Source organism: Pseudomonas sp. LjRoot277, from assembly GCF_964253845.1.
Classification (GTDB): domain Bacteria; phylum Pseudomonadota; class Gammaproteobacteria; order Pseudomonadales; family Pseudomonadaceae; genus Aquipseudomonas.
Window position 1 is genome coordinate 2,158,763 of record NZ_CAXURI020000001.1, and the last position, 16,744, is coordinate 2,175,506.

A 16,744-nucleotide genomic window follows, 5' to 3' on the forward strand; every position below is an offset into this window, starting at 1 on the left:
CATAAGCCGTAAGGGTAACCCACGGGAGGACATTCAGGCACGCGGCGATTTTGTCGCAGGGTCGTAAAGCCTGCGTTTCGTAGACCGGCCGGTGAGGTGATGGCTAGATCACCCGCGAAAACCGCTGGCGATTGTGCTGTTCCAGGTACGCGTCGAACACCATGCACACCGAACGCACCAGCAATCGTCCGGCGGGCAGTACGGTAATCCGTTCGTTATCCAGTTCGATCAGGCCGTCTTCGGCCATTCCCTGCAACTGTGGCCAGAGTCCGCCGAAGTAACCCTGAAAGTCGATGTTGAAGGCGTGTTCGATCTCGGCGAATTCCAGGCTGAAATTACAGATCAGTTGCTGGATGACCGCACGTCGCAGGCGGTCATCGGCGTTGCACAGCAGACCACGGCTGGTGGCCAGCTGCGCGCTGGCCAGCGTGTTCTGGTACTGATTCAGGTCGCTGCTGTTCTGGCAATACAAGTCGCCGATCTGGCTGATGGCTGACACGCCCAGGCCAATCAGGTCGCAATGACCGTGGGTGGTGTAGCCCTGGAAGTTGCGTTGCAGGGTCGATTCTTCCTGAGCAATCGCCAGTTCATCGTCGGGCAGTGCGAAGTGGTCCATGCCGATGTAGCGGTAACCGGCCTGGGTCAACTGCTCGATGGTGCCCTGGAGCATTTCCAGTTTTTGCGCCGGTGTCGGCAGTTCGTCGCTGTTGATTCGCCGTTGCGGCATGAAGCGTTCCGGCAGGTGCGCGTAGTTGAACACCGAGAGGCGATCCGGTTGCAGGTTGATCACTTCATCGACGGTGCGGGCGAAATTCTCGGGTGTCTGCCTTGGCAAACCGTAGATCAGGTCAATGTTGATCGAGCGAAACTGCAGCGTGCGGGCGGCGTCGATCACCGCGCGGGTTTCTTCCAGGCTTTGCAGGCGATTGACCGCTCGTTGCACCGCCGGGTCGAGGTCTTGCAGGCCGATACTGACCCGGTTAAAGCCCAGTTCACGGAGCAGGCCCATGGTCGACCAGTCGGCTTCGCGCGGGTCGATTTCGATGCCGTAGTCGCCGGAGTCGTCGTCCAGCAAGTTGAAGCTTTTGCGCAATTGGGCCATCAACTGGCGCAGTTCGTCATGGCTGAGAAAGGTCGGGGTGCCGCCGCCGAAATGCAGTTGCTCGACTTTCTGCGCGGGGTCGAGGTGGCAGGCGATCAGCTGGATTTCCTGCTCAAGGCGCTGCAAATAGGGCTGGGCCCGGCCACGGTCCTTGGTGATGACTTTATTGCAGGCGCAGTAGTAGCAAATGTTCGCGCAGAACGGCACGTGCACATACAGCGATAACGGGCGCAGGGCTTTACGGCTGTCGCGCAGGGCGTGGAACAGGTCAAACGTGCCGACATGACCGTCGAATTGCACCGCGGTCGGGTAGGAGGTGTAGCGCGGTCCCGCCAGGTCGTAACGGCGGATCAGATCGGTGTCCCAACGAATGGCGTCGAGCATCATGCGGGCATTCCCCCGGATAGGCTGGCAGTGTCAGCGAGTCTAGGGGGCGGCGCGGTGGGGCATCTTGATTTGCATCAACGGTGTCATTGCCAAACATCACCCTGTAGCAGCTGCCGAGCCTGCGAGGCTGCGTTCGGCGGCGCAGCCGTCGTGAAATCAGACTGTGCGGTGCTTCAGGTGAATTTGGTACTCAGGGTTTACGACGGCTGCGTCCGAACGCGGCCCGCACCGAACGCAGCCTCGCAGGCTCGGCAGCTGCTACAAGGGGGTGCCACAGATCTAGTGGCCCATGAGCCAATGCTGATGCGGCCCCGGCAAGGTCCAGATGCCAAACAACATAACCAGCAAACCCCCCGTCATCCGCACGCTGCGTTTGCGCAACAACGCCGTGACCCGCTCAGCCGCCAACCCCGTGGCGAGCAACACCGGCCAGGTGCCGAGCCCGAACGCGAGCATCAAAAGCGCACTGTCCAGCGCATTGCCCTGACTCGCCGACCACAGCAGGGTGCTGTAAACCAATCCGCACGGCAGCCAACCCCATAGCGCGCCCAGCAGTAACGCGCGGGGGACGTTCGACACCGGCAGCAGTGTGTTGGCAACGGGCTGGATGTGCCGCCACAGGCCGCGACCGAGGCTTTCGATGCGGGTCAGGCCGCTCCACCAACCGGCGAGGTACAGGCCCATGGCGACCAACAGCAATCCGGCGATGACACGCATGAACATCGCCGCCGGGCTGTTGGCCACCGCCCAACCGGCTAAACCGATCAGCAGGCCTGCCGTTGCATAGCTGAGAATTCGCCCCAGGTTGTAGGCCAGCAGCAGTCGAAAGCGTCGGCTGCGTTGTTCCTTGGGGATTGCCAGGGTCAACGCGCCCATCAACCCGCCGCACATGCCCAGGCAATGCCCGCCACCGAGCAGACCGAGAATCACCGCAGACACCAGCAGCGGCGCCAACTCAAGCATGGGGTGGCGCCTTGTCGTCCGGTTTGGCCGGATGGCCGCTGGCTTCGTCGACCGCAGCCTTGTGGTTTGGGTCCTGATCGTCGAACAGGATGCTGTGGGCCGGGCCGTCGAGGTCGTCGTACTGACCGCTGTCGACTGCCCAGAAGAAGATGTAAATAGCGATGGCCACGATCAGCAGCGCGGCCGGGATCATCACGTAGAGAGCTGGCATCTTGACTCCATGCCCGCGCGGCTCAGGCCGGCAGCGGACGGGTTTCTGGCGTGGCGCTGACCGCAGGCGTGTCTGGCATGCGAGTCAGGCGCAGGGCGTTCAGCACCACGGTCAACGAACTGATGGACATGCCGACCGCGGCCCATACCGGAGTGATCCAGCCGAGGGCGGCGAACGGCAACATGAGGCCATTGTACAACCCGGCCCACAGCAGGTTCTCGATGATTACCCGGCGGGTGCGTCGAGCCAGGCTGAAGGCTTGGACCAATGCATCGAGGCGGTTCGACAGCAATACCGCGTCGGCACTGGTTTTCGCCAGATCGGTGGCCGAACCCATGGCCACGCTGATGTCGGCGGCGGCCAGCACGGGCACGTCGTTGACCCCGTCACCGAGCATCAACACCTTGCGGCCTTTCTTGTGCAGCTGTTGCAAGACCTGCAATTTATCGTCCGGACGCAAGCCGCCCCGGGCTTCATCGATGCCCAGTTCCGCAGCGACACTGGCGACCATCGGCGAGCTGTCGCCGGAGAGCAGCAGCGTGCGCCAGCCGCGAGCCTTGCAGGCCGCGAGCAGGGCGGGCGCGTCGGCACGCAGGCGGTCGTCGAGAACAAACCATGCCAACGGTCCTTGGCTGTCGCCGAGCAACAGCCATTGGCCGGCTTCATCCGGCATCGATGGCACGGCAGCGCCACTGAGTTCACAGACAAAACCCGGTAGGCCGATGCGCAGGCGTTGTTCACCGACCAAGCCTTCGAGGCCTAGCCCCGGCGTGCTGTGGACTTCTTCGGCGGCCAGCGGCGCCCGACCAAACGCGCGGGCGATCGGGTGTTCGGAACGGTTTTCCAAGGCGGCGGCCAGGCTCAGGCATTGATCGCTGTTGAGCGCGCCGAGCGGGCGAATCGAACGCAAGGCCAGGCGACCTTCCGTCAACGTGCCGGTCTTGTCGAAAATCACCGTGTCGATCTGGTTCAGACCTTCCAGCACATGGCCGCGAGTCAGCAGCAAACCGAGTTTGTGCAAGGTGCCGGTGGCGGCGGTGAGGGCGGTCGGCGTGGCCAGGGACAAGGCGCACGGACACGTCGCAACGAGCATTGCCAACACAATCCAGAAGGCTCGCGACGAATCCAGTTCCCACCAGATCAGGCCGATGACGGCAGCGGCAATCAGCGACAGCAGCAGGAACCACTGCGCGGCGCGGTCGGCAATTTCCGCCAGTCGTGGCTTCTCGGCCTGAGCACGGTCCAGCAGGCGGACGATGGCGGACAGTCGGGTGTCCTGGCCGAGGGCAAGGACTTCCACGGTCAGCGCAACTTCGACGTTCAGGGTGCCGGCGGTGACCGCATCGCCCGGCGTGCGCGGTTGCGGCAGGTATTCGCCGGTGAGCAGGGATTCGTCGATGCTCGACCGGCCGTCGAGGATCTTGCCGTCAGCCGGGAGGATCGCGCCGGGGTGCACCAGCACCTGATCGCCGACGCGCAGTTCGCTGAGCAGGATCCGCTCGCTCTGGCCATCGGCACTCAGGCGCAGACATGAGGCGGGCAATAGATTGACCAGTTGTGCGGTGGCGGCGGCGGTGCGTTCGCGGGCGCGACGTTCCAGATAACGCCCGGCCAGCAGGAACAGTGCGAACATGCCGACCGCATCGAAATACAGTTCACCGACGCCGGTGATCGAGGTCCAGATCCCGGCGATATAGGCGCTGCCAATCGCCAGCGACACCGAAACGTCCATGGTCAGGTGGCGGGTGCGCAAATCGCGCATGGCGCCTTTGAAGAATGGCGCGCAGCTGTAGAACACGATCGGGGTGGTGAGAAATAGCGCGACCCAGCGCAGGATCGTATGCAGCTCGGGGCTGAGGTCGATGTTGAATTCCGGCCAGGTGGCCATGGTCGCCATCATCGCCTGGAACCACAGCAGCCCGGCCACGCCGAGTTGACGCAGGGCCAAGCGGTTTTCGCTGGCCAGTTGTTCACTGGCGCGGTCGGCCTGGTAGGGGTGCGCGGCGTAACCGATGTGGCGCAATTCGCTGAGTACCTGGCTCAGCGGCAGTTGCGCATCGGCCCAGCGCACGTGCAGGCGATGGTTGGACAGGTTCAGGCGCGCTTCGGCCACTGCCGGCAAGCCACGCAGGTGTTTCTCGATCAGCCAGCCGCAGGCGGCGCAACTGATGCCTTCCATCAGCAGGGTGGTTTCGGCGAGTTCGCCTTCGTGGCGGACGAAGGGGGCTTGCACGTCGGCGCGGTCGTACAGCGCCAGCTCATCCACCAACTGCACTGGCAAGGCTTCGGGGTTGGCCGATGACTCGCTGCGATGCTGGTAATAGGTTTCCAGCCCACCGGCCACGATGGCTTCGGCCACGGCCTGGCAACCCGGGCAGCAGAACTCGCGGGTTTCACCGAGGACGGCAGCGGTGAAGCGGCTGCCGGCCGGGACGGGCAGGGCGCAGTGGTAGCAGGGGAGTGGAGTGGTCATGTTTGTTGCCATGAAAACCATTGTGGCGAGGGAGCTTGCTCCCGCTCGGCTGCGAAGCAGTCGCAATACTGAGAACTTGCTATGCCTGAAAGGACCGGTTTGCAGGTTTTGGGGCCGCTTCGCGCCCCAGCGGGAGCAAGCTCCCTCGCCACATTTGATCGCATTCGCAAGTGTTTACTTCTTCAGGTCTTCGGCGCCTTGCAGCGGTTCGTCACCCAGCAGCAGATCCTTGTCATGGCTGACCTGTTCTTCTTCGAACATGCGCCAGGTCTTGTCGTCCTGGACGCCCAGCAGTTCTACAAAGCGGCGACCGTCGACCTTGTCGTTCAACTGGCCAATGTAGCGGCCCTGTTCGGTTTCGCTGCGTGCCAGGGTGATCTTGCGATCCTTCTCCGGCTGGGTCGGCGAGATCAGGTTCAGCTCCAGGGTTTTCGGTTGGCTGTTGCCGCTCAGGCGCAGGTCGACTTCACCGGTCACGTCGTCCAGATGAACGCTGGCGCGCAGCAGCAGGGTCTGCGCCAGCAACTCACGGTCGAGGGAGCGGTTGATGCCTTTGCCGGCCTCGTAATAGTTGTCGTTGACCAGGTTGTCCGGGTTGTTCACCGCGATCGTCACCATGGACAAGGTCAGGGTCACGGAACACGCCAGGATGGCGATGATGATCCACGGCCAAAGGTGCTTGTACCAGGGGCTTGCGGCAGTTGCTGTGGGCATGATCACTTCTCTCAACGAACTTGTGGGCCGATGAACCGGCTCTTGGCTTCAATGTGGACGCTGTCGTCATCGGCATCCTTGAGGATGAATTTCACCTCGTTGGTGCTCGATGGCAGTTTTTCCGGGGCGCTGGACAGTTCGACCGGCTGGCTGAAAATCTCCCCGGCGGCGACCTTGATCTCGCGCTTGCCTTGCAGCTTGAGGTCCGGCAGGCCAGCGGCTTCGAGCACGTAGGTGTGATCGCGCTGATCCTTGTTCATGATCTTCAGGCTGTAGACGTTTTCGATCCGGCCTTCGGCGTTCTCGCGGTACAGCACGCGGTCCTTGCTGACGTCGAAACCGACCAGCGAACGCATAAAGAATGCGGTCATCAGCAAGGCGATCATCGCCAGCAGCACCGTGGCATAGCCGATCAGGCGTGGGCGCAGTTTATTGGTTTTTTGCCCGGACAGGTTGTGCTCGGTGGTGTAGCTGATCAGACCGCGCGGGTAATCCATCTTGTCCATGATGCTGTCGCAGGCATCGATGCAGGCCGCACAGCCGATGCATTCGACTTGCAGGCCGTCGCGGATGTCGATACCGGTCGGGCAAACCTGGATGCACATGGTGCAGTCGATGCAGTCGCCCAGGCCCATGGCCTTGTAGTCAGCGCCTTTCTTGCGCGGGCCGCGGCCCTCACCACGACGCGGGTCGTAGGAAACGATCAGGGTGTCTTTGTCGAACATCACGCTCTGAAAGCGCGCGTACGGGCACATGTAGATGCACACCTGCTCGCGCAACCAGCCGGCATTGCCGTAGGTGGCGAGGGTGAAGAAACCGACCCAGAAATACGACCAGCCGTCGGCTTCGCCGGTGAAGAAGTCGATGGTCAGCTCGCGGATCGGCGAGAAGTAACCGACGAAGGTCATGCCGGTCACGAAGCCGATCAACAGCCACATCGTGTGTTTGCTGAATTTGCGCAGGAACTTGTTGGCGCTCATCGGCGCTTTGTCGAGCTTGATGCGCTGATTGCGGTCGCCTTCGGTGACCTTCTCGCACCACATGAAAATCCAGGTCCAGACACTCTGCGGGCAGGTATAGCCGCACCAGACTCGCCCGGCGTACACGGTAATGAAGAACAAGCCGAAGGCACTGACGATCAGGATCCCCGAGAGCAGGATGAAGTCCTGAGGCCAGAAGGTTGCGCCAAAGATGAAGAATTTGCGTTCCGGCAGGTTCCACCAGACGGCCTGATGGCCGCCCCAGCTCAGCCAGACCGTACCGAAATACAACAGAAACAGCCCGGCACCGCCCATCATCCGCAGGTTGCGGAACAGGCCGGTGAAGGCGCGTGTGTAGATTTTTTCCCGAGAGGCGTAGAGGTCGACGCTGTTGTTCGCGTTCTTGGCAGGCGGAGTGACGTCGTGTACCGGAATCTGGTTGCTCATCATTGCATCCCACGGCAGTGGAAAAATGCCTCGGTCAGTACATGCCGACCGCGGTCAAAAAGAGGTGTTGCAGTGGCGCAATGATACGCCTGTCGCTCTAGGTCAAGGGTGCGACCTTTGGTCGCGTTGGGGAAAATTCGTGGATGGTGTAGCAAATGTAACAAATCGTGATTCAGATCAATTGACTTGTTTAGTATGGACGGTTTTTCAGATTGTGCTGCTGTCTGGATGTACCCGTAATGCGGGCAGGATCATGATGAGAGTTTGGTGTAGGTGATCCTTGGTTTATTTATGCGGACGCAGTAACGGGGTAATGAATCGGTACATCGAGAAATATGCCTTATTGCTTTGTCGGTGATGGTGGGTTGTATTTGTTTTTTTACTTGATTAGTTTTGTATGTGAAGTGCTTGTCCGTTAAGGCGGCACTGACTTTGTTAAATAATGGAAATGGATTTCTATGAGTGTGTTTAAGTTTCGTCAGTTGGCGGCTTGTTTTGCGCTGTGTGTGGTTGTTCCTGCTTCTCATGCAGCGACCGTTGAACAAATGCCAGGGCATTTGATATTTATTTCCGATCCACAATATCCCTGGAGTGATCTCACGGATAAAAATGTGTCTGATCCAAACAAGGAGAAGCGTTCCAGGGAGCTCATTGGCTTGCAGTATTCCGACGTTGCAAGTTTCAGACAGTTGAATGGCGGGGCGGGGCGTATTCCCGTGATGATCAATGGTGATGTCACCGCGTTTGGTCATGGCGGTGAGCGCTCTTACATGAAGTCTGTCTTTGAGGACAAGTTGGGTGGGTTGTATGACTATGGGCTGGGTAATCATGATTACGCGAATAATGTGGATGACTGCTTTCTGAATAATTGTGCTGCTGGAAGTGTGAATGATCTAAAGGCGCGTTATTGGGGGAAGTCTTCGATGGATTTGTCTGTACGGGGCGCTGTGTTAGGGGCGAGCCATTATTCCGGTAGTCTTGCTTATTCGAAGGATTTTGGTGATGTTCATATGGTTCAGTTGAACAATGAACCGACCTATGCCGTAAGGTTTTCTGGCGGTAATCCCATTATACCTACTGTGTATGACATTACCCCGTCGCTCGATTGGCTGGAACGAGATTTAAAGGCTGCTCGGGAACAAGGCAAGATCATCATTCTTAATATGCACAAGGTTTTTGATTGGGCGGGAAGTGATGAGCAAATCGCAAGGTTCAGGGGCATGATTGCGAAATATCAGGTGACAGCGGTTTTTGGTGGGCACGACCACTTTGTCTCGGGGAGCTATTACAGTGGGACAAAATATGACTACTTTGGTCAGGTTCCCGTATTCATGAGCGGTGCCGCGTCTCAGCAAACCTATCTGATTGCCAGCTTCTCCAAGGATCGTAAAGAGCTGAATGTGAACGTTGTACGTAACAGTAACTGGCCTAGCCGAAAGCTTGATAAGACCATCCCTGTTCTGAAGTAAACAGGCGCTCGGTAAAAACCAAAACGGCCCCGCCAATTCTCACTGGCGGGGCCGTTTGTTGTTGCGGTCAAGCGTTTGCCTTACTGGGCGTCCGCCACTGGTGCTTTCTCACCGTGAGAAAGGCTGTAGACGTAAGCGGCCAGCAGGTGAACCTTGTCGTTGCCTTGCAGCTGTTCTTGCGCAGGCATCTGGCCCTGACGGCCGTAACGGATGGTCTGCTGCAGTTGAGCGAAGCTCGAACCGTAGATGAACGCTGCCGGGTGGGTCAGGTCAGGTGCGCCCATTGCTGGTGTACCTTTGCCTGCCGGGCCGTGGCACGCCACGCAGTTGGCAGCGAACAGTTTCTGCCCGGCAACCGGGTCAGCCTTGGTGCCTTCCGGCAGTTTGCGGCCATCGAGGCTGGTCAGTACGAACGCGGCAACGTTCGCAACGCCTTGCTCGCCGATCACTTCTGCCCAGGCCGGCATCACAGCGTGACGACCGCCCATGATGGTGGTCTTGATGGTTTCCGCTTCGCCGCCCCAGCGCCAGTCGGCGTCGGTCAGGTTAGGGAAGCCATAAGCGCCTTTAGCGTCAGAACCGTGGCAGACCGAGCAGTTGGAGGCGAACAGGCGGCCACCCATCTTCAGGGCTTGCGGGTCCTTGGCGACTTCTTCGATAGGCATGGAAGCGAACTTGGCGAAGATCGGACCGAACTTGGCGTCCGACTTGGCCATTTCCTTTTCCCACTCGTGAACGCCGGTCCAGCCGCTCTGGCCGTTGGCGAACGCGGTCTGCTTTTCGTTATCGAGGTAGTTATAACCCGGCAGCAGGCCTTTCCAGTTACCCAGACCGGGGTACAGCACCAGGTAGCCCAGGGCGAAGATGATGGTGCCCACGAACAGCATGAACCACCATTTCGGCAGTGGGTTGTCGTACTCCTCGATCCCGTCGAAGGAGTGGCCGACCGTTTCTTCGGTGGCTTCGCTGCGCTGGCCCTTGCGGGTGGACAGCAGCAGCCAGGTCAGGGCGAAGATAGTGCCGAGACTGAGGACTGTGACGTACAGACTCCAGAACGTAGTCATTCTTTGTTACTCCTAGAAGCTTGCTCGACGTGCTTGATGGCTTCGGGATCATCCGCGAAAGGCAGCAAGGTCGCGTCTTCAAACTCCGACTTGCGCTTGGGGCTGAATACCCACAACGCCAGACCGATGAAGGCCACCATCACAACAACGGTGCCCAGGCCACGAATCATCCCGATATCCATCTAAATCACCGTTTGCTTTTGATGATGGTGCCCAGGCCTTGCAGATAGGCCACCAGCGCGTCCATTTCGGTTTTGCCCTTCACAGCATCCTTGGCGCCGGCGATGTCTTCGTCGGTGTAAGGGACGCCGAGCGTGCGCAAGACTTCCATTTTCTTGGCGGTGTCTTTGCCGTCGAGCTTGTTTTCCACGAGGAACGGGTAGGCCGGCATTTTCGACTCAGGCACAACGTTGCGCGGGTTGTACAAGTGCGCACGCTGCCAGTCATCGGAGTAACGACCGCCAACACGGGCCAGGTCCGGGCCGGTACGCTTGGAACCCCACAGGAATGGGTGGTCCCAGACGCTTTCACCAGCGACCGAGTAGTGGCCGTAGCGTTCGGTTTCAGCGCGGAACGGGCGGATCATCTGCGAGTGGCAGCCGACACAACCGTTGGCGATGTAGATGTCGCGGCCTTCCAGTTCAAGGGCGGTACGAGGCTTCATGCCTTCGACCGGCTTGTTGGTGACGTCCTGGAAAAACAGCGGAACGATCTGGGTCAGGCCGCCGATGCTGACGGCGATAACCATGAAGAAGGCCAGCAGGCCAATGTTCTTCTCGACTGCTTCATGCTTCATCAGTGAGCTCCAACTACAGCAATCTGTTCAGCAGCTTTGGCTTCAGCCGGGTTCGAGGCACGTACGGTACGCCATACGTTGTAGGCCATGAACAGCATGCCGCTGGCGAAGAACGCACCGCCCAGGGCGCGAACGATGAAACCAGGGTGGCTGGCTTGCAGCGCTTCAACGAACGAGTAGGTGAGGGTGCCGTCGTCGTTGATTGCACGCCACATCAGACCCTGGGTGATGCCGTTGACCCACATCGAAGCGATGTACAGAACGGTACCGATGGTCGCGAGCCAGAAGTGCGTGTTGATCAGGCCGATGCTGTGCATCTGCACACGACCGAACAGTTTCGGGATCATGTGGTAGATCGCGCCGATCGAGATCATCGCTACCCAGCCCAAGGCGCCGGCGTGTACGTGGCCGATGGTCCAGTCAGTGTAGTGAGACAGCGAGTTGACGGTCTTGATGGCCATCATCGGGCCTTCGAAGGTCGACATGCCGTAGAAGGCCAGCGACACAACGAGGAAGCGCAGGATCGGGTCGGTGCGCAGCTTATGCCAGGCGCCCGACAGGGTCATCATGCCGTTGATCATGCCGCCCCAGCTTGGTGCCAGCAGGATGATCGACATCGCCATGCCCAGCGACTGAGCCCAGTCCGGCAGCGCGGTGTAGTGCAGGTGGTGCGGACCGGCCCAGATGTACAGGGTGATCAGCGCCCAGAAGTGCACGATCGACAGGCGATAGGAGTAGATCGGACGTTCGGCCTGCTTCGGAACGAAGTAGTACATCATCCCCAGGAAGCCCGTGGTCAGGAAGAAACCGACCGCGTTGTGGCCGTACCACCACTGGATCATCGCGTCAGTCGCACCGGCGTAGGCCGAGTAGGACTTGAAGAAGCTGACCGGCAGGGAAGCGTGGTTGACGATGTGCAGCATCGCCGTCACAACGATGAAGGCACCGTAGAACCAGTTACCCACATAGATGTGCTTGGTTTTGCGCTTGGTGATGGTGCCGAAGAACACCAGACCGTAAGTCACCCAGACGATGGCCAGCAGAATAGCCAGGGGCCATTCCAGTTCCGCGTATTCCTTGGTGGTGGTGTAACCCAGCGGCAAGGTAACGATCGCGCCGACGATCACCGCTTGCCAACCCCAGAAGGTGAAGGCCGCGAGGCTGTCGGAAATCAGTCGCGTTTGGCAGGTTCGCTGCACGACGTAATAAGAAGTGGCAAACAGAGCACAACCACCGAAGGCGAAAATCACCAGGTTGGTGTGCAACGGGCGTAAGCGTCCAAAAGTCGTCCACGGCAGACCGAAGTTCAATTCCGGCCATACAAGCTGTGAGGCGATGAAGACACCAAGCCCCATGCCAAGGATCCCCCAGACCACCGTCATGATGGCGAACTGGCGGACTACCTTATAGTTATAAGCAGTCGGACTGATTGCTGTGCTCATTCTAAGGTTCCACGGTTTGGGTGTTTTATTAGGAGTAAAAATCGGCCGCAAGTATGGAGAAAGCGGGGGGTCATTGCAACGCGCCATGACCTGGGTCAATGCTTTCAAAAGCTGATTCTGCGGCCTTTCCATGCGCCGCGTAGGGACAAAATTGCCCAAGGGCAAAATGTCGCAGCGGACGAAAATGGTGAGGGGGTCAGGTCGGATGTAACGGGGTGTGTTCAAACACAACGATCGGGTGACAGATGGCAATTGGCACGACAGCCGGTATCTACCAGCCTTTGCGGCCTGTCATCGAGCAGATTCGTCGAACACATCGGGTTGGGTCGACCTGGAACCGGCTCATGCCAGTCCGCATCGGGGGAAGCTTAGACCCGAATCTGGTGAACCGAAAGGAGGACCAACGGAGGGGTGCGACACTTGGTCGCAAAGGGGGCAGGGAACTGCCGCATCCGGGAGAATGCGGCAGCAGAGCGGTCGAGATTTATTCGTGTTTGCCTTCAGCCTGCAAGCGCTCGGTGGTCAACCCATGAGACAAGCTGTAAACGTAAGCGGCCAGCAGTTGCACCTTGTCGTTGCCGAGCAGTTCGTTCTGCGCCGGCATATGGCCCTGGCGGCCATGACGAATCGTCTGTTGCAGTTGCGCCAGGCTTGTACCGTAGATAAAACCGGCCGGTTGCGTCAGATTCGGCGCGCCCATGGCTTCAGTGCCCTGGCCGTTTGCCCCATGACAGGCTACGCACATGGTGCTGAACGCTTGCTGTCCGGCGTGCAGGTCGGCACCGCTGTCGGCAGGCAACGGCAGGCCGGCCAGGTCATGGCGCACATAAGCTGCGACGTTCTTCACGCCGGCATCACCAAGGATTTCACCCCAGGCCGGCATCGCGGCCATGCGACCACCCATGATCGTGGTTTTGATGGTGTCGGCGTTGCCGCCCCAGCGCCAGCTGTTGTCAGCCAGGTTGGGGAAGCCAAAAGCGCCCTTGGCATCCGAGCCGTGGCAGACCGCGCAATTGGAGGCAAACAGGCGACCGCCCATTTTCAACGCTAGTGGGTCCGCCGCCACTTCTTCCACGGGCATCGCCGCGAATTTGGCGAAGATCGGCCCGAACTTCGCATCGGCCTTGCTCATCTCTTTTTCCCACTCGTGGACGCCGGTCCAACCGTCCTCGTAACCCGGCAGAATGCCTTTCCAGTTGCCCAGGCCGGGGTACAGCACCAGATAACCAACGGCAAACACCAGCGTGCCGGCGAACAGCATGAACCACCACTGCGGCAGCGGGTTGTCGTACTCCTCGATGCCGTCGAAGCTGTGGCCCATGGTCTGGTCGACGCTGCCCTTGGTTTCGCCCTTGCGGGTGCCGATCAGCAGCCAGGTCAGGCCGATCAGGCTGCCGATGGTCAGTACGCAGATCCACGTACTCCAGAAGGTGGTCATGGCCGGGTACTCCTTGTTTCAGGTTCTTGGGTGGCGTCATCGGGTAGCGGTTCATCGGCGAACGGCAGCAAACGCGCTTCGGCGAATTCCGGATTGCGCTTGCTGTTGAACACCCACAGCGTCAGGCCGACGAAGGCTATGAACACCACGACCGTGCCCAGGCCGCGGATCATTCCACTGCTCATCTCACTCACTATTTCAAAGGGCATGGCTCACCTCTTGCTCTTGATGGATGTGCCGAGCACTTGCAGGTAAGCGACCAGGGCGTCCATTTCGGTCTTGCCCTTGAGCGAGGCGACCGAGTCGGCGATGTCGTCGTCGGTGTACGGCACGCCCAACGTGCGCATGGCGCGGATCTTGGTTTCGGTGTGGCTGCTGTCGAGTTGATTGGCCACCAGCCACGGATAGCCGGGCATTTTCGATTCCGGCACCACGTTGCGCGGGTTGTACAAGTGCGCGCGGTGCCAGTCTTCGGAGTAGCGACCGCCAACCCGGGCCAGGTCCGGACCGGTACGTTTCGAGCCCCACAGGAATGGGTGATCCCAGACGCTTTCACCGGCGACCGAGTAGTGGCCGTAGCGTTCGGTCTCGGCGCGGAACGGACGGATCATCTGCGAATGGCAGCCGACGCAGCCTTCGCGGATGTAGATGTCGCGACCTTCCAGTTGCAGCGCGGTGTAGGGCTTCATGCCTTCCACCGGTTTATTGGTCACGTCCTGGAAGAACAGCGGGACGATCTGGGTCAGACCGCCAATGCTCACGGCCAGCACCATCAGCAACATCAGCAGGCCGACGTTTTTCTCGATTGTTTCGTGTTTCATGGCGGCCTCCTCAGGCGATCTGCGCAGCAGCGGCGACTTCGGCAGGCTGCGAGGCCCGCACGGTGCGCCAGGTGTTGTAGGCCATCAGCAACATGCCGCTGAAGAAGATCGCACCGCCTACCAGGCGCACGACGAAGCCTGGGTGGCTGGCCACCAGGGTTTCGACGAAGGAGTAGGTCAGCGTGCCGTCTTCGTTGACGGCGCGCCACATCAGGCCCTGGGCGATGCCGTTGACCCACATCGAAGCGATGTACAGCACGGTGCCGATGGTGGCGAGCCAGAAGTGCGCGTTGATCAGGCCGATGCTGTGCATCTGCGTGCGACCGAAGATTTTCGGGATCATGTGGTACAGCGCGCCGATGGAAATCATCGCTACCCAACCGAGGGCGCCGGCGTGAACGTGGCCGATGGTCCAGTCGGTGTAGTGGGAGAGGGCGTTGACCGTTTTGATGGCCATCATCGGCCCTTCGAAGGTCGACATGCCGTAGAACGCCAGCGAGACCACGAGGAAGCGCAGGATCGGGTCGCTGCGCAACTTATGCCAGGCGCCCGAGAGCGTCATCATGCCGTTGATCATCCCGCCCCAGCTCGGCGCCAGCAGGATCAGCGACATCACCATGCCCAGTGACTGTGCCCAGTCCGGCAGCGCGGTGTAGTGCAAGTGGTGCGGACCGGCCCAGATGTACAAGGTGATCAGCGCCCAGAAGTGCACGATCGACAAGCGATAGGAGTACACCGGACGCTCGGCCTGTTTCGGCACGAAGTAGTACATCATCCCGAGGAAACCGGCGGTGAGGAAAAAGCCTACGGCGTTGTGCCCGTACCACCACTGCACCATGGCATCGGTCGCACCGGCGTATACCGAGTAGGACTTGGTGAAACTCACCGGCAGCTCAAGATTGTTGACGATGTGCAGAATCGCCACGGTGATGATGAAGCCGCCGAAGAACCAGTTGCCGACGTAGATGTGCTTGGTCTTGCGCTGCATGATCGTGCCGAAGAACACCACGGCGTAGGCGACCCAGACGATGGTGATCAGGATGTCGATCGGCCATTCCAGCTCGGCGTATTCCTTGGAACTGGTGTAACCCAATGGCAGGCTGATGGCCGCCAACAGAATCACAAGCTGCCAGCCCCAGAAACAGAACGCGGCGATTTTCGGCGCGAACAATCGGGTCTGGCAGGTGCGTTGCACCGAATAGAACGAACTGGCGAACAGGGCGCAACCGCCAAAGGCGAAGATCACTGCGTTGGTGTGCAGCGGGCGCAGGCGCCCGAAGCTGGTCCACGGCAGATTGAAGTTGAGTTCAGGCCAGACCAATTGGGCCGCGAGAAAAACCCCGAGCCCCATGCCGACGATGCCCCACACCACCGTCATAATGGCGAATTGGCGGACCACCTTGTAGTTGTAGGCGGTACTGATAGAAGTGTTCATGGTTCCCCATCCACGGTTCAGCCGAAGTGAAGGCCTGTCTTTGCGAGTAAGCCGCACGGCAGACGCTCCCTTCGCCTGGAGTTATAGGCAGACTAAAAGCGAGGCAAGCATGGACAAAGAGCACAAGGCCAGTATTGACGGGGATCAATGGGCGCAGTGTGTGCGGGATCATGGATGGTTGTGGAATGCCGCTTCAGTGCCGGCATCGGCGACGCTGATATTCGCCCATGGCGCCGGTGCGCCGATGGACAGTGGCTGGATGAACGACATGGCTGCGCGCCTTGCTACTCAAGGCGTCAATGTGCTGCGCTTCGAGTTTCCGTACATGGCGCAACGGCGTCTTGATGGGGGTAAACGTCCACCGAACCCGGCGCCGAAACTGCTCGAGTGCTGGCGTGAGGTGTATGCGGTGGTGCGACGCCATGTCGCTGGGCGTCTGGCCATTGGTGGCAAGTCCATGGGGGGGCGGATGGCGAGTTTGTTGGCGGATGAATTGGGGGCGGATGCGCTGGTGTGTCTCGGCTATCCCTTTTATGCCGTCGGTAAACCGGAGAAACCACGCGTCGAACATTTGGCCGCGCTCAAGACCCGGACTTTGATTGTTCAGGGCGAGCGGGATGCATTGGGGAATCGTGAAGCGATCGAGGCTTACACGTTGGCGCCGAGTATCGAGGTGTACTGGCTGGTGTTAGGGGATCATGACTTGAAGCCGTTGAAGGCTTCGGGGTTTACCCATGAGCAGCATCTGGCGGCTGCGGCGGGCAGGGTGGCTGCATTTCTTCAGGGCCAGCCCTCACCCTAACCCTCTCCCAGAGGGAGAGGGAACTGACCGAGGTGTCTTTCGCGATGCATCGACCTGAAAAATCGAGTCGAACTCAGGCTCCGGAAACGACAAAGATCGGCTCCCTTTCCCCCTCTCCCCTATGGGGCGGTCCGACGTTTCGGGAGGGTTGGGCGGGCGGCGTTCCGATGAGGGGTGGATTTTCAAGACGATACAAATCT

16 protein-coding genes are annotated in these 16,744 nt (G+C 59.8%); 2 read left to right on the forward strand and 14 right to left on the reverse strand.

Annotated features, from left to right (window positions below; translation table 11 throughout):
* Positions 1–103 precede the first annotated feature (103 nt).
* From hemN to ccoG, 6 genes are all read right to left on the reverse strand, one after another.
* On the reverse strand, positions 104–1,486 hold the full coding sequence (gene hemN / locus ACSQ87_RS10165) for an oxygen-independent coproporphyrinogen III oxidase (protein WP_223432153.1): 1,383 nt from the start codon (positions 1,484–1,486) through the stop codon (positions 104–106).
* Positions 1,487–1,768: 282 nt separating this feature from the next.
* On the reverse strand, positions 1,769–2,452 hold the full coding sequence (locus ACSQ87_RS10170; RefSeq protein WP_223432119.1) for a sulfite exporter TauE/SafE family protein: 684 nt from the start codon (positions 2,450–2,452) through the stop codon (positions 1,769–1,771).
* Positions 2,445–2,663 carry a cbb3-type cytochrome oxidase assembly protein CcoS gene (gene ccoS / locus ACSQ87_RS10175; protein WP_007905420.1) on the reverse strand — a complete coding sequence of 73 codons (219 nt, stop codon included), beginning with the start codon at positions 2,661–2,663 and terminating at the stop codon, positions 2,445–2,447. The genes ACSQ87_RS10170 and ccoS overlap by 8 nt, the downstream gene beginning before the upstream one ends.
* A 22-nt stretch (positions 2,664–2,685) precedes the next feature.
* On the reverse strand, positions 2,686–5,136 hold the full coding sequence (locus ACSQ87_RS10180; RefSeq protein ID WP_223432118.1) for a heavy metal translocating P-type ATPase: 2,451 nt from the start codon (positions 5,134–5,136) through the stop codon (positions 2,686–2,688).
* Between the two features lie 174 nt (positions 5,137–5,310).
* On the reverse strand, positions 5,311–5,850 hold the full coding sequence (locus ACSQ87_RS10185; protein ID WP_008146825.1) for a FixH family protein: 540 nt from the start codon (positions 5,848–5,850) through the stop codon (positions 5,311–5,313).
* Positions 5,851–5,861: 11 nt separating this feature from the next.
* Complete coding sequence (gene ccoG / locus ACSQ87_RS10190) at positions 5,862–7,277, reverse strand: cytochrome c oxidase accessory protein CcoG (RefSeq protein WP_223432117.1); 1,416 nt, start codon at positions 7,275–7,277, stop codon at positions 5,862–5,864.
* A 458-nt stretch (positions 7,278–7,735) separates the two neighbouring features.
* On the opposite strand from ccoG, the gene ACSQ87_RS10195 reads away from it, so the two are divergent.
* A complete protein-coding gene (locus ACSQ87_RS10195; protein ID WP_223432116.1) occupies positions 7,736–8,746 on the forward strand; it encodes a metallophosphoesterase family protein in 1,011 nt (336 codons plus the stop codon).
* Positions 8,747–8,826: 80 nt separating this feature from the next.
* On the opposite strand, the gene ccoP (ACSQ87_RS10200) is transcribed toward ACSQ87_RS10195, so the two are convergent.
* From ccoP (ACSQ87_RS10200) to ccoN (ACSQ87_RS10235), 8 genes are all read right to left on the reverse strand, one after another.
* Complete coding sequence (gene ccoP / locus ACSQ87_RS10200) at positions 8,827–9,810, reverse strand: cytochrome-c oxidase, cbb3-type subunit III (protein ID WP_223432115.1); 984 nt, start codon at positions 9,808–9,810, stop codon at positions 8,827–8,829.
* On the reverse strand, positions 9,807–9,992 hold the full coding sequence (locus ACSQ87_RS10205; RefSeq protein WP_003175465.1) for a CcoQ/FixQ family Cbb3-type cytochrome c oxidase assembly chaperone: 186 nt from the start codon (positions 9,990–9,992) through the stop codon (positions 9,807–9,809). The genes ccoP (ACSQ87_RS10200) and ACSQ87_RS10205 overlap by 4 nt, the downstream gene beginning before the upstream one ends.
* Before the next feature lie 5 nt (positions 9,993–9,997).
* Positions 9,998–10,606 (reverse strand): cytochrome-c oxidase, cbb3-type subunit II, encoded by a 609-nt coding sequence (gene ccoO / locus ACSQ87_RS10210; protein ID WP_018925301.1) that lies wholly within the window; start codon positions 10,604–10,606, stop codon positions 9,998–10,000.
* Positions 10,606–12,048, reverse strand: a complete 1,443-nt coding sequence (ccoN, locus tag ACSQ87_RS10215) for a cytochrome-c oxidase, cbb3-type subunit I (RefSeq protein WP_008157290.1) — start codon at positions 12,046–12,048, stop codon at positions 10,606–10,608. Before ccoN (ACSQ87_RS10215) ends, ccoO (ACSQ87_RS10210) begins: the two co-directional genes overlap by 1 nt.
* A 484-nt stretch (positions 12,049–12,532) precedes the next feature.
* Positions 12,533–13,486, reverse strand: a complete 954-nt coding sequence (gene ccoP, locus ACSQ87_RS10220) for a cytochrome-c oxidase, cbb3-type subunit III (RefSeq protein ID WP_223432114.1) — start codon at positions 13,484–13,486, stop codon at positions 12,533–12,535.
* The gene (locus ACSQ87_RS10225; RefSeq protein WP_223432152.1) at positions 13,483–13,683 is read right to left on the reverse strand and encodes a cbb3-type cytochrome oxidase subunit 3; all 201 of its coding nucleotides are present in this window, start codon (positions 13,681–13,683) and stop codon (positions 13,483–13,485) included. Before ACSQ87_RS10225 ends, ccoP (ACSQ87_RS10220) begins: the two co-directional genes overlap by 4 nt.
* A 15-nt stretch (positions 13,684–13,698) precedes the next feature.
* A complete protein-coding gene (ccoO, locus tag ACSQ87_RS10230) occupies positions 13,699–14,307 on the reverse strand; it encodes a cytochrome-c oxidase, cbb3-type subunit II (protein WP_223432113.1) in 609 nt (202 codons plus the stop codon).
* A 10-nt stretch (positions 14,308–14,317) separates the two neighbouring features.
* On the reverse strand, positions 14,318–15,742 hold the full coding sequence (ccoN, locus tag ACSQ87_RS10235; protein WP_008157299.1) for a cytochrome-c oxidase, cbb3-type subunit I: 1,425 nt from the start codon (positions 15,740–15,742) through the stop codon (positions 14,318–14,320).
* Positions 15,743–15,851: 109 nt separating this feature from the next.
* Between ccoN (ACSQ87_RS10235) and ACSQ87_RS10240 the strand changes: the two genes are divergently transcribed.
* Positions 15,852–16,544: an alpha/beta family hydrolase gene (locus tag ACSQ87_RS10240; RefSeq protein WP_223432112.1), complete on the forward strand. Its 693-nt coding sequence runs from the start codon at positions 15,852–15,854 to the stop codon at positions 16,542–16,544.
* The last annotated feature ends 200 nt before the right edge of the window (positions 16,545–16,744 follow it).